Below are 13,996 nucleotides of genomic sequence, written 5' to 3' on the forward strand. Positions count from 1 at the left end.
ACATAACATTTTTCTAAAGTTTATATATTTAGAATAGTGTAAATATATAAAACATTGATTCTATTAGGGGTTTCGTGGCATTTCACTATCTATCACTCTATTTTTATTATACTTCTTCAAAATAAATAGTAATCATTTATTATTCGACAATAATGTAACAATGTAAGAAACCTAAGTGACAACGTATACATATACAGTTATTACTTTACTTAATACTTTAGAGATATATTCTTTTCACAAAAAAACAGCTGCTAGCATTTAGCTAGCAGCTGGATAACTTATAAATAGTTTTGAAAACAAATCATCTGTCGTTTCAGTAATTTTATCAAACAGATCACTTTCTTCCGCTTCTTGCTCTTTTAACATCTTAATTGTTTCACGTGCATCTTCAGGGTAATCGGTTATGATACCATCTACGTTTAACTTATAATATGCCTTTAAATTTTCCATATCATTTACTGTCCATACGTAAATTGGTTTGTTTAACTTCCTTGCTTCTTTTACTAATTTCTTATTTAACATATATTCTTCTGCTACGTAAAAGTCAGCCTTCACATTCTTTAAGTTAGCTCTACTTGCATACAATATATACCCTACTTTTATATCTGGATTTGCACGCTTAAACTCTTTAATAAGCGGATAGTGTAACGTTTGAATTACACATTGCTTCTCAAATTCATTATCTTTAATCGTTTTTAAGACTTTGTTTACAAAATCTTTTTCGCCCCCATGAAGCTTCACTTCTATATTAAGTTTGATTTTGCCATTTGCTAGCTTAATGATTTCATCAAGTGTACTTATTTGTCCTGAAAGTCCATCTTGACTAAGGGTAAGCTGCCTTAACTCCGCCATCGTTAAATCTGACACATGCACATTGGCATTTGCGAGACGTTTCAGCTTCAAATCATGTATAACCGCTAGTTCACCGTCTTTCGTTTGTAATACATCTATTTCAGCGTAGTCTGCTTTTGCATCAATAGCACCTTGCACAGCTTCTTTCGTATTTTCTACGCCTTTTGATATATACCCGCGGTGCGCCATAATAATCGGTTCTTTATACGAATTTGAAATAAACGTTACAATGAAGGCAACGACCATTCCCGCAGTAATAATTCCTACAATGTATACGCCAATGAATTTCCAACGATGTTTTTGGAAGAAACATTTATCTGCTTTCGTTTTCGAATAATCTAATCCTTCTTCTAATAAAACATCCTCAACCGGAACCTTTTGTAAGTATAATCGCGTAATCGCCATAATATAAAACGGCGTCACGATAAAGCTGAATAAATACAATGTGCTCGTTAAAAATACAGAAATCGTTGATTCAGCTAATAATGCAAATGTTCCTTTCGGGTTTGTAAATTCATAAACACCCCATAGGCACAATAAATACATTCCCAAAAACACGACATATACAATTCCAATTGAAATAAAAAATCCTACTAAAAAGAGTAGTACTTTAAAAAAGCTTTCCTTTACTAAAGTTGCACTTTTACGTGCTGCCACGCGAAATGATTTTTGCTCTAAAACAACAATAGGTAGAACGAAAATCCATCGAAGATTCAAATACGCGACTACAGCAAAGAACGTGTAATAACCAACTTGCCCCATCGTCGTCTTAAACAGTTCTCCTGTAATAAAGTTAGGAATTTGAATTTGCGGGATTAATGCCGTTTCATATCCCATATTTAAAAGAGGCAACAATACGACAGCATATAAAATAAATCCTGGTAAGCAATATGTGAAAAGAGTAGGTAAATACGTTACCGTTTTATATAAAATCGGACGTAATTTTACCTTCTGTCTTTTATGAGCGAAATACGAAATAATAATAAGCACCGCAAATTCCGTAAAGATAAGAAACAGTGCTAACAATGACAAAATCACGATTGCTAAGATGCCATAAGGCGTCTTTAAAAACGCTAATAATTCATCATTTGTCGCATTTGCATAACCACCAAAATACAATAACTTATTAAAAATGATTCCAAATAGTGGAACAAACACAATCGCTGCTAATAATTTATAAGCAAGTTGAAAAGTTAATACATTCCAAAAAGCAAATTTAACTGTTTGAAAGGAATGTCTCATTACTCCTGGTATAGATAGTTTTTTACGGTGTTGCATATATTCCTCCAAATTCTAAAACGGTATTTGAGATGGATTCCATATTTCCAGTTCTAATCCATCTTTTTAATAATAATATATTCCGCTTAACATGAACACTCTTATACATATAATGAAAAAAGTGATGGCTACTTCCCATCACTTTTTCATTTATTCTATTTTTTCTCTAGCCCTTGTCCAAATGCTTTCAAGAAGCTAAAACCGAATGTAATAGCTCTATTGATATCTGGATCTTTTAATACTTTAAAGAAATCCATCACTTTTGTTTTTTTACCACTATTTAATTCATCTGTTGCAAATTGTAATCCTGTAACTAAACTTGACGTAATTTGCTTCGTTATTTCTGGGTCAACTGAAGATAACGCTTCTCCTGCCCCCATCATATTGTTTAACGCATTTTTAACGGGTTCACGATTTAATTGCTCCACAGCGATTTTTGAAACATCTTCCTTCGCAGCAAGTAAACTAATCGCTGCATCTAATATACCAGCCTTCTGCAACTGTGCTAAAAGCTGCATCGTTTCTTCTACTGCTTCACGATTATTAGATAGCTCATTTAGAAGTTCATCTGCTAATTGCTGTTTCTGTTCTTCCTCTGTTACAACTTTCTTTTTAATTATAGTAATTTCTTTCGCCACTATCTCCGCCCCCTAGTCCACAAGTGATACGTATTGTTTTCTTTGCCATTTTTGCTCGATTTCAACACCGTTTTGCGGATTACGCTTTTTATCTCTCGGGTTTGAAGATGGTAACGGACGCTTCCCTTTTTCACGTAATACACGCATTTTTACCATCGTTTGTTTATACGCTGGTGTACACGTATAAAGATCTGTCGCCGTTCCAGTTAAAATATTGATTGCCTCTTCATTTACCGTTGCATGCATCGGTAAATATAGCTCTTTCCCCGTTACACGATCTGTAACAAGTGCCTGTACTTTAATTTTCCCAAATGGTGATGCTAATTCTACAAGACCACCATCTTTCACATTACGCTCTAGGGCAAGTTCCGGCGAGATTTCAACGAACACTTCAGATACTTTAGATAAAATACCAGCCGATTTATTCGTCATATTCCCTTCATGGAAATGTTCTAACATACGACCATTATTTAAAAGTAAATCATACTCATCTGGTGCTACAACTGGTGGTACCCATTCATCTAATGATAGACGAGCTAGTTTATCCGGGAAGTTAAATCCGTCCACATATAATAGTGGTGTATCGCTACCATCATGGCTACCCCAACATAAACTATTCCATCCTTCTAAACGATCGTATGTTGCCTGAGAATATAAAGGTGCAAGCGATGCAATTTCATCCATAATTTCACTTGGATTTTCATAATTCCAGTCCCCGCCAAGTGCACGAGCTACTCTTTGTAAAATCCACCAGTCTGGCTTTGAATCACCAAGCGGCTTCAATACTTCATATAATCTTTGAATACGGCGCTCTGTATTCGTAAATGTTCCCTCTTTTTCTAAGCTTGGTGCTGCCGGTAAAATAACATCAGCAAAACGAGCTGTTTTCGATAAGAACATATCTTGAACAACAAGGAAATCTAAATTCGCTAAAATATGTTGTACATGGTTGGCATTCGAATCTACTAAAGCCATTTCTTCACCCATAACATACATACCATGCAGTTTTCCTTCATCTGCCGCAAGTAACATTGCAATATTATTTAAACCTGGTGCTTTCGGAATTGTAGTACCGTATGCTTTTTCAAATTTCGCACGGAGCGCATCATCTGAAACTGCTTGGTAACCTGGAAGCCAGTTTGGTAATGTTGCCATATCACAAGCGCCTTGTACGTTATTATGTCCGCGTAATGGATATGCTCCTGCACCAGGACGACGATAGTTACCCGTAACAAGCAATAGATTTGAAATTGCTGCTGAAGTTGTACTTCCTCCAGTATTTTGAGTTACACCCATTCCCCAAAGTACACAAGTACCATCTGCTTCATATACCATACGAGCCATTTCTTTCAGATTTTCTTTCGAAATCCCCGTAATTTCTTCTGTATAATCAAGCGTATACTTTTCTACCATTTTGCTATATTCATCAAAATTCTTCACATTTTCAGCTATGAACTTTTTATCGTGCCAATCTTGATCAATAATATATTTCGTAATACCAGCGAGCCATACGTAATCAGTTCCTTGGCGCGGATGAATGAATAAATCCGCACGCTCTGCCATTTCATGTTTACGAAGGTCTGCCACAATTAATTTTTGGTCATGTAATTTATGAGCACGTTTTACACGCGTTGCAAGTACAGGATGTCCTTCTGTTGGATTTGCTCCAACGATAATGACAAGACCTGCTTCCGCAATATCTTTCACTGTTCCAGCGTCCCCGCCCATACCGACAGTTTTAAATAAACCGTCTGTTGCTGGAGATTGACAATAACGGGAACAGTTGTCTACATTATTCGTTCCATATATTTGACGGGCTAGTTTTTGCATAAGATAATTTTCTTCATTCGTTACTTTCGAAGAAGAAATAAACCCAAATGCATCACTTCCATATTCTGATTTAATATGCTGCATATTGGATGCAACAACTTCCAGAGCCTCTTCCCATGAAGCTTCAACAAACGTATCTCCTTGGCGAATTAATGGCTTTGTAATACGATCTTCACTGTTTACAAAATCCCATCCAAATTTGCCTTTTACACATGTGGAAATACCGTTAACCGGCGCATCTGAAACAGGCTGCACTTTCAAAATGTGGCGGTCTTTCGTCCATACTTCAAATGAACAACCTACACCACAAAATGTACAAACTGTTTTTGTTTTATTCACTTTCGTCTTACGCATCGCAGCCTCTACTTCTGAAACTGCTAAAATACTACTATATCCCGGCTCTACATCCTTTACAAAATCAATCATCGGATCTAACACATCCGGTTTCAATCCTGTCATGAATCCAGCTTCACCCAGCATTGTTTTTTCCATTAACGCATTACATGGACATACTGTTACACACTGCCCACAACTTACACAAGATGAGTCATTTATACTTACACCATTGTCCCATATAACACGTGGACGGTCTAAGCTCCAATCAATCGATATAGTTTCATTCACTTGTAAGTTTTGACATACTTCTACACACTGCCCACAAGCAATACATTGATTTGGATCATATCGATAAAATGGATGTGACATATCCACTTCACACGCACTTACTTTTGGCTCATACGGATATTTCTGTTCCTCAATTCCCATCATATGTACTGTATTATGGACTTTACAGTTACCATTATTGTTATCACAAACGGTACAATACAATAGATGATTCTCTAATATTCGATCCATTGCCTCAGTCTGTGCCTCTTTTGCACGCTGGGACTGTCTTTCGATATGCATACCGTTCTCTAATTTCGTTGAACAAGCACGCAATAACTTTCCATTTACTTCTACAATACACGTATCACAAGTTTGAATTGGATCTACTTCTGGTACATGACAAATTTGAGGATGTTCCAAATTACTCTCGTTAAATAATTGTAGTATCGTCTTTTCACCTGATGCAGAAAATTCTTTACCATCGACGGTTACACGGACTGTCTGTTCTGCCATAGTTTCCCCTCTCCTTACAACCAACTGTACAACACAATTATGAATCCGTTTTCAAAATCGCATTACTGTACATATTTTTGAAACGCTCTACCCAAATACTTTCTTATGAAGTCGATTCTAGATGTTATAAGGTATAACTACGAAAGCTTGAAAATATCACTATTCTACAGTTCTATTATATCGTACATATACAATAATAACCAAAATAATCTGTGATCTTCTTGTTAATAGGTGTTTTTATTTTTTCCATTGTTTTATGATAAATGTGGGAGAGAAATACATATAAAAGGGGAATTAAATATGGGGCCTACGCAAGAGACTTATACAATTGTACGTTATCAATCTGGTACATTTTCAAAACAACTTGATGAGATTGTTACAGAATCTCCTATTACTATTAAATTGAATGGTGAAGAATATGTAACAGTCGTATGCACACCAAATTATATTGAAGATATGGTAATTGGTTTTTTAATTTCTGAGGGGATTATTTCTTCTTATAAAGATGTCGAAGAACTATGGGTTCAAAAAGATAACGGAATTGTCCATGTAAAATCGTCAAAAGTGAATCCGCTCTATCAAACTTTATATAATAAACGATACATCACTTCCTGCTGCGGAAAAGGTAGACAAGGTTTTATTTTCGTAAACGACGCAGCAAAAGCAAAAGACTTACATGATATACATGTAAAAATTACTCCTGAAGAATGCTTTCATTTAATGAATACCTTGCAACAATCTTCTACTACATTTCGCCAAACTGGCGGTGTTCACAATACCGCGCTATGTGATCGAAACAATATCCTCCTATCAAGAATGGATATTGGAAGACATAATGCATTAGATAAAATATATGGTCATTGTTTGCGTAACGATATATCCATTAAAGGAAAAATCATCGCATTTAGCGGACGTATTTCATCCGAAATTTTACTCAAAGTTTCAAAAATCGGATGTGAAATTGTTCTATCTAAATCCGCTCCAACAAAACTGGCATTGCAACTTGCCCATAATTTAGGCATTACAGTCGTAGGGTTTATTAGAAATGAATCTTGTAATATTTACACACATCCAAAACGAATTGATGGCTATCAATCCAATGTTTAAAAAATAACTCCTCAATCGAGGAGTTATTTTAGTTATAAAAATGTAACATATTAAACACTTGAATAGTTAACAAAGTTAATATATAATTTCATTACATAATCAAAACAAAACATTGTAGCATATATCTTTTCATTCTTTTACAAATTAAAAGAGAATACTAACAAAACATATACTCAATCTTATAAAAGTAATGGATTTATTTGAAATCCACCAGGGAGGTTACAACTATGGAAATTCGCTTATTAACGACAGAGGACGCAGAAATATATTTAAAAGTTTGTATGGAAGGTTTAACGAAGAACCCAGAAGCTTTTAGCTCTTCTTATGAAGATGTTCTTAAACATGAGGATCCTGTAGCTGCTATGGCTAAACGATTAAGCAATCCGGATAAGTATACTCTAGGTGTCTTCAAAGATAATGATTTAATTGGTATCGCTACTTTAGAAACAAAACCATTTATTAAACAAGAACATAAAGCAAAAATTGGTTCCGTTTTTGTTTCTCCAAAAGCACGTGGTCTCGGAGCAGGACGAGCTCTAATTAAAGCAATTATTGAAAATGCCGATAAATTACATGTAGAACAACTTATGCTCGATGTTGTAGTTGGTAACGATGCAGCAAAAAAATTATATGAGTCATTAGGTTTCCAAACTTACGGCGTACAAGAGCGTTCATTAAAACATAACGGTCAATATTGGGACGAGGAACATATGGTTCTGTTCTTAAATAATTAATACTTCAATATAAAGTGAAACTTTACTCAGTGGGGGATTTTTCCATCCCCCACTGAGTATTAGTTGAACCAATCGGGCTTTTACGGGCAGTTATCGCCCACCTAACTCCCTCGCATTCGCTGAATTTTAAGGTGGGAGTTACTGCCCACAAATAGCTTGTTAGTTTTCCAAAAGCATCTTTCTTAATAAGAAAGATGCTTTTTTTGCATTACAACAATGTAATCTTCATGTCACCTTTATCGATCGTACCAAACCTTTCCATTCATTATACTAAAAGTATAAAGTGAAACTTTAATTAGTGAAGTACCAATCACAAAATGAACGTATAGCATTCAATTGATATGTAGAGGAGAATGTGACATGAAACAAAACAAACGAGCTGTGCTTTTAATATTTACTACAGCAATTGTAACTTCTGGGTTAGCAATTTTGCCTTGGTTTATTATATAGGAATACTCCCCTCATAATGAAAAAAGCTGATTGCTTCTTAAGAAGCAATCAGCTTTTTTATTTTATAAAATCCCTAAAATTTTATTTACGCAACTTATAATAATAACCATAGATACGGCAACACACATGACAACCGTATTACGATCTTGCTTTTCTTTTTTTGAAATTTCTTCTTTTGGATTCATGTGTATGATCTCCTTTTAAAAAAAGTGTGAGATAGGAAATTTTTCTTATCCGATGCGAGGTGAATACGAAAACCCTCTCTATCTCACATACACAATAGAATGGAATTGTCATTTTATAAATAAAATGACATGACGTTATGTCGCAACATAGGGTATTTTGTGTCGCTACGTTTTTTATTATAAAAAATAGTTGTGCAAAACTAGTGCATTTTTTATGTCAATTACTCCGAGCGAAAAAATCATCCCTCCATTCAATCACATAAAAAGAGTTTTTTATTATTTTCATGTAAACTATACAAGTAGAATGAACAGTTTGGGGTGCACAAGATTATGGTAAAAATTTTATTAGTAGACGATGAAGAACGTATGTTACGATTATTAGATCTATTCTTAAGCCCTCGCGGCTATTTTTGTATGAAAGCTACCTCTGGCCTTGAAGCACTAAAATTAATCGAACAAAAAGAATTCGATATTATTTTATTAGATGTTATGATGCCGAATATGGATGGATGGGATACTTGCTATCAAATTCGTCAAATTTCCAACGTTCCTATCATTATGTTAACAGCTCGCAACCAAAACTACGATATGGTGAAAGGCCTCACGATGGGCGCAGATGATTATATTACAAAACCATTTGATGAGCATGTATTAGTCGCACGAATCGAGGCTATATTACGCCGTACAAAAAAAGATGGATTTGTTAGTTTTAATGGTATTGAGTGGGATAAAACGAAACATACCGTCACAGTGTACGATGAAAAAATCTCGCTAACTCCTATCGAATTTTCGTTACTCGGACTATTTTTGCAAAATACAAACCGTGCTTATAGCCGAGATGATTTAATCGAAAAAATTTGGGGCTATGAAACAGATATCGAATATAGAACAATTGATTCACACATTCGTAATATCCGTGATAAACTACGCAAAAAAGGATTTCCAATTGAAGATTACCTAGAAACGGTCTATAAAGTCGGATATAAATGGAAAAGTGAATAATTACTTCGGTCAGTGGGAAATCGTATACCACTGACTCTTTATTATGAATAAGGTATGGTGAAAAAATGAGTAAACTTTCCCTTAAAATTGGGACATACTTTTTAATATTAGCTTTATGTATTGAAACAATTGCTTTCGTATCTTTTTATAAAAGCCTTTCAACAATGCGTGTGAAAGAAGAAACCGATGCTCTATTAGAGAAAGGTAATCGGTATCGTGATAAGATTGTAAACCGTGCAAGATGGAATGAGCATTCTAAACAACAGCAATACACAGAACGTCCTAAACACCCTCGGTATCAGGATTTCACTATCGAGCATGCAGCTGAAGATTTAATCGGTTCCGAATTAATTGCTAATACTGATATCACAATCATTATAACTGACAATAACGGCAAAATTATTTCTAACTCAGAACCCATAACGAAAGAAATGCAAAAACAACTTATTTGTAAAACAAAATCTATTCCAAAAAGCGGGTTAATTGTAGAAAGAAACTGGAAAAAATCAAAATTCATCTCAACAGTAAGTCCACTTGAAATTCAAGGATTTCAAGGTAATTTACATATGTTATTAAAAACATCTTTCTTAGAAAAGATGTTACTTAAACTCCTGCATCAATTTCTTATCATTAGTATTTTGACGATTATTTTAACAACTATTTCTGTCTTTGTTTTTTCTAAATTTATTACAGATCCTCTTATAAAAATGAAGAGAGCGACAGAAAAAATGTCAAAATTAAACAAGCCAATTCAATTAGGTATTAAACGGAATGATGAACTCGGAAGTTTAGCAAAAACAATTGAAGATTTATCGAGTGAACTTACGTATATGAAAAAAGAGCGCAATGAATTTCTCGCTAGTGTCGCTCATGAACTATTAACTCCATTGACCTATATGAAAGGTTATGCAAAGGTAGCAAAGAGAGACTCTTTAACAAAAGAGGAGCGAGAAGAATACTTACAAATCATTGAGGATGAAACGGATAGTGTAACCGATCTCGTCCAAGATTTATTTATGCTTGTACAATTAGAACAACACCAATTTGTTATAAAAAAACAAAAAGTGCTTCTTCAGCCATTTTTAGAACGAATGGTTGAAAAAACAAAAACAACATTAACGAATAAGCAAATGCAACTTCATGTATATTGCAAAGATGATTTAGAAGTTTGTATAGACGAAAGACGTATGGAACAAGTTATGTTAAATTTATTACACAACGCTTATCAACATTCGCCAGAAAACACATCCATTACGATACGTGTACTTACAAAAACAGATTCTTTTACAATAAGTGTACAAGATGAAGGTGAAGGTATTCCTGAAGAAGATATCCCACATATATTTGACCGTTTTTATCGTGTCGATAAATCTAGAACACGAGCTACAGGCGGAAAAGGCATCGGGCTAGCTGTTGCAAAGGAAATTGTAGAATTGCATAACGGTTCTATTCTAGTAACAAGCCAATTAGGAGCGGGAACAAACTTTATAATCGAGCTACCTTTTGAATAATATGCGTGTGAAAACACCAGTAGTAGTAAACACTACTGGTGTTATTTTGTTCATAAAAACAGCTCATATAAGCTAAGCTTTTGAAATTATTCTTATTTCAATATAAAATAAAGTGAAACTTTAATCCTTGGAAAGGTTCACTCCATGGATTATTAGTTGAACCAATCGGGCATTTACGGGCAGTTATCTCCTACCTAACTTCCGCGCATTCGCCGAATTTTAAAGTTGGATTCTTACTGCCCGTTAATGCGGGGTAAAGGTACATTTGCAAAGATTTGGAGGGTGATATAATTGGATATCCATGTATTAACAAAAGACGAAGCAGAAATTTACTTAGAACTTCGCGTAGAAGGATTAAAGCAAAACCCTGAAGCATTCAGCTCTTCTTATGAAGATATTATTAATAAAGAGTGTGCGATTGAATATAAAGCACAAAAATTAGCACAAGATGAAAACTATACGCTAGGTGCATTTAAAGATGGAAAATTAATCGGGGTTGCAACACTGGAAACGAAACCATATGTAAAACAAGAACATAAAGCTAAAATCGGTTCTGTATATGTATCTCCAAAAGCACGCGGACTTGGAGCAGGAAAAGCACTTATTAAAGAATGTCTTGAACTTGCTAAATCTTTAGAAGTAGAACAAGTTATGCTTGATGTTGTCGTTGGCAACGATGGAGCGAAAAAACTTTATGAATCATTAGGTTTTAAAACATTTGGTGTACAAGAACGTTCATTAAAATATAACGGACAATATTGGGACGAAGAGCATATGGTCTTATTCTTAGATGAAAATAAATAATAAAAAACATCCTCATGTTTGGAGGATGTTTTTTACTTTCTTGTAAACCATGCCCTGTGTAATAATTGAATCGCTTTCGCAATTTCTTCCTCTGATAATATCGCAAACCCAAGTAAAACTACACTCTCAGGCGCCGTACCGTCTTTATAGTACGTAGACACAGGATATATTTTGATACTATACTTCGCAGCTTCTTGAATTAATTCTTCTTCCCGCATTCCATTATGCACTTTTAATAAAATGTGTAATCCTGAATCTTCTCCTATCACTTCAACACGATTAGAGAAATACTTCTCTATTTCAAAAACAAGTCGATCTCTCTTCTTTCGGTAGACGACACGCATTTTATGAATATGTTTTTCCCAATAGCCTTCATTTAAAAATCTTCTAATCACTTCTTGGTCTATTCTTGAAACACTTTGTGTGTAAAATAAATATTGCTGTTGATACTTTTTAATTAATTTCTTCGGCAACACCATATAACTCATCCGTAGCGATGGCAATAATGCTTTAGATAGCGTCCCCATATAAATAACTTTCCCCTCTGTATCTAACCCTTGCAGCGCCGGTATAGGCTTTCCAGAATAGCGAAATTCACTATCATAATCATCTTCAATAATATACCTGCTCTCTTCTTTCTTTGCCCATTGTAAAAGCTGCATCCTTCTCGTAATAGGCATAATCATTCCATATGGAAACTGATGGGAAGGTGTAACAAATACAACATTCGCATTGCTATTTTCTAAATCTGCAATACAAATTCCATCTCTATCTAAAGATAACATTTGGACTCTTGCTTCTCCCTGTTCAAAAACAACCATCTTTCTATGATACCCTGGGTTTTCAACTGCATAACTGCTTCCCTTTAACAATTGAAACAATAGTTTCACTAATATTTGTGTTCCCGCTCCTAATACAATTTGACTAGCTGAACAACGCACACCTCTAGATTCATACAAATAATTCGTAATCTCTTCTCTTAAGCTTGCTTCCCCTTGAGGGTGTCCTAGAAAGAGAAGTTCGTTATTATGCGGCTGCCATACTTCATTTACAATTTTCCGATACATATTGAATGGAAAAGCATTTGTATCAATTCCTGTTTGTGTAAAGTCAAATTTATAACTCTTCTCCTGAAACAGTACTTCTTCTATTCTCTCTCCGCTATCCTCTACATGAACCATTTGCTCAATCTTGCATACAAAATAACCTTTTCTCGATATCGACTCAATATAACCTTCTGCAAGTAATTGTTCGTACGCTGCCTCTACTGTATTTTTACTTACTTGTAAATGTATCGCTAACTTTCGCTTAGCCGGTAATTTCGTAAAAGGGACAATCGATCCATCTTTAATTTCTTTTTTTATATACTCATACAATTGCACGTACAATGCCTTTTTACTATTCATATTTAAATTAGGCGTTAATTCTAACATAATATCTGACCCCTTAATAAAACTAAAATCTGATACTTTTTACAGTGCCAGATTTTATATATAATTCCTTTTATCATGTCACACATAAAAAATCAAATACCGGAGAGGAGAAACATGATAATGAACAATGGGAGACGTATCGGACTTATTATGATTATTACAGGGGCTGCATTATGGGGATTATCTGGTCCAATGATTCAGTGGCTATTTCAGCATACTAATGTATCCTCAATTGATTTTTTAACAATTCGATTGTTGCTTGCAGGAATATTTATTTTGTCTTTCTTACTTATAAAGAAACAAAACATATTTCAAATTTGGAAACACCCTAGATATTCTATACAACTTATTATTTTCTCTATTCTCGGCATGCTTGGTGCGCAATACGCCTTTATTGAAACGGTTCATATTAGTAACGCGGTCACAGCAACACTATTTCAATTTCTAGGTCCTGTTCTTATAACCATGTATGTTGCATTTGAACAAAGAAAATTCCCTGCTTCCATGCAACTATTCGCAATTATAGCCGCACTAATAGGAACATACTTTATTATTACAAATGGCTCAATTGAAAATATTGTTTTATCTAAAGAAGCTCTTATTTTTGGACTATTAACAGCAATCGGATTTGCATTTTATACCCTTCATCCGGCTTCTCTCATTAAAGAATGCGGGACAACTGTAGTAATTGGTTGGGGGATGTTAATCGGAGGAATTGCACTACTTATTTATAATCGTTCATTCGGGTGGAATCAATTTTCACAAACCCTTACACTAAAAACTTTTTCTATGCTTATTCTTATCATTATTAGTGGTACCCTTTCTTTCCTTCTATATATCGGTAGTCTGAAATATTTAGCAGCAACAGAAACAAGCATTTTATCTAGCATTGAACCCCTTGTAGCTGCCATCGTTTCAATTACTTGGCTAAATGAATCTTTTGGAACATATCAATTATTAGGCGGCGTATGTATCGTTCTGTCCGTTATTTTTTTGACGATGCCTCAAAAAGAAACCGAACCAACCTATACAACTGAACAAGTATAAAGTGAA

11 protein-coding genes are annotated in these 13,996 nt (G+C 34.6%); 6 read left to right on the forward strand and 5 right to left on the reverse strand.

From position 1 onward, the window contains the following. Positions 1-258: 258 nt before the first annotated feature. The 3 genes from ACTJJY_RS13835 to fdhF all read right to left on the reverse strand — a co-directional run bounded on the left by ACTJJY_RS13835 (position 259) and on the right by fdhF (position 5,717). Entirely contained in the window at positions 259-2,130 is a 1,872-nt protein-coding gene (locus ACTJJY_RS13835; protein ID WP_023521026.1) for a glycerophosphodiester phosphodiesterase, read from the reverse strand. Positions 2,131-2,285: 155 nt separating this feature from the next. After that, complete coding sequence (locus ACTJJY_RS13840; RefSeq protein ID WP_001040507.1) at positions 2,286-2,768, reverse strand: DUF1641 domain-containing protein; 483 nt, start codon at positions 2,766-2,768, stop codon at positions 2,286-2,288. Positions 2,769-2,780: 12 nt separating this feature from the next. Next, positions 2,781-5,717, reverse strand: coding sequence for a formate dehydrogenase subunit alpha (gene fdhF, locus ACTJJY_RS13845; protein ID WP_440605742.1), 2,937 nt, complete (start codon positions 5,715-5,717; stop codon positions 2,781-2,783). 300 nt (positions 5,718-6,017) lie between these two features. Between fdhF and fdhD the strand changes: the two genes are divergently transcribed. Beyond that, on the forward strand, positions 6,018-6,824 hold the full coding sequence (fdhD, locus tag ACTJJY_RS13850; RefSeq protein ID WP_440605743.1) for a formate dehydrogenase accessory sulfurtransferase FdhD: 807 nt from the start codon (positions 6,018-6,020) through the stop codon (positions 6,822-6,824). Positions 6,825-7,051: 227 nt separating this feature from the next. After that, entirely contained in the window at positions 7,052-7,558 is a 507-nt protein-coding gene (locus ACTJJY_RS13855) for a GNAT family N-acetyltransferase (protein ID WP_098430523.1), read from the forward strand. 512 nt (positions 7,559-8,070) lie between these two features. On the opposite strand, the gene ACTJJY_RS13860 is transcribed toward ACTJJY_RS13855, so the two are convergent. Further along, complete coding sequence (locus ACTJJY_RS13860) at positions 8,071-8,193, reverse strand: hypothetical protein (protein ID WP_001068392.1); 123 nt, start codon at positions 8,191-8,193, stop codon at positions 8,071-8,073. Positions 8,194-8,523: 330 nt separating this feature from the next. Between ACTJJY_RS13860 and ACTJJY_RS13865 the strand changes: the two genes are divergently transcribed. The 3 genes from ACTJJY_RS13865 to ACTJJY_RS13875 all read left to right on the forward strand — a co-directional run bounded on the left by ACTJJY_RS13865 (position 8,524) and on the right by ACTJJY_RS13875 (position 11,510). Beyond that, positions 8,524-9,195, forward strand: a complete 672-nt coding sequence (locus tag ACTJJY_RS13865; protein WP_000238956.1) for a response regulator transcription factor — start codon at positions 8,524-8,526, stop codon at positions 9,193-9,195. Between the two features lie 65 nt (positions 9,196-9,260). After that, positions 9,261-10,706: a HAMP domain-containing sensor histidine kinase gene (locus ACTJJY_RS13870; RefSeq protein WP_440605744.1), complete on the forward strand. Its 1,446-nt coding sequence runs from the start codon at positions 9,261-9,263 to the stop codon at positions 10,704-10,706. A gap of 291 nt (positions 10,707-10,997) precedes the next feature. Next, a complete protein-coding gene (locus ACTJJY_RS13875; protein WP_000351212.1) occupies positions 10,998-11,510 on the forward strand; it encodes a GNAT family N-acetyltransferase in 513 nt (170 codons plus the stop codon). Positions 11,511-11,542: 32 nt separating this feature from the next. Here the strand turns inward: ACTJJY_RS13875 and pdxR are convergent, their stop codons facing one another. Then, on the reverse strand, positions 11,543-12,943 hold the full coding sequence (gene pdxR / locus ACTJJY_RS13880) for a MocR-like pyridoxine biosynthesis transcription factor PdxR (protein ID WP_440605745.1): 1,401 nt from the start codon (positions 12,941-12,943) through the stop codon (positions 11,543-11,545). Between the two features lie 120 nt (positions 12,944-13,063). Here pdxR and ACTJJY_RS13885 point away from each other — a divergent pair, with 120 nt between their 5' ends. Then, the gene (locus ACTJJY_RS13885; RefSeq protein WP_440605746.1) at positions 13,064-13,990 is read left to right on the forward strand and encodes a DMT family transporter; all 927 of its coding nucleotides are present in this window, start codon (positions 13,064-13,066) and stop codon (positions 13,988-13,990) included. Positions 13,991-13,996: the final 6 nt, after the last annotated feature.

This window comes from Bacillus sp. 22475 (assembly GCF_052044835.1).
GTDB lineage: Bacteria > Bacillota > Bacilli > Bacillales > Bacillaceae_G > Bacillus_A > Bacillus_A cereus.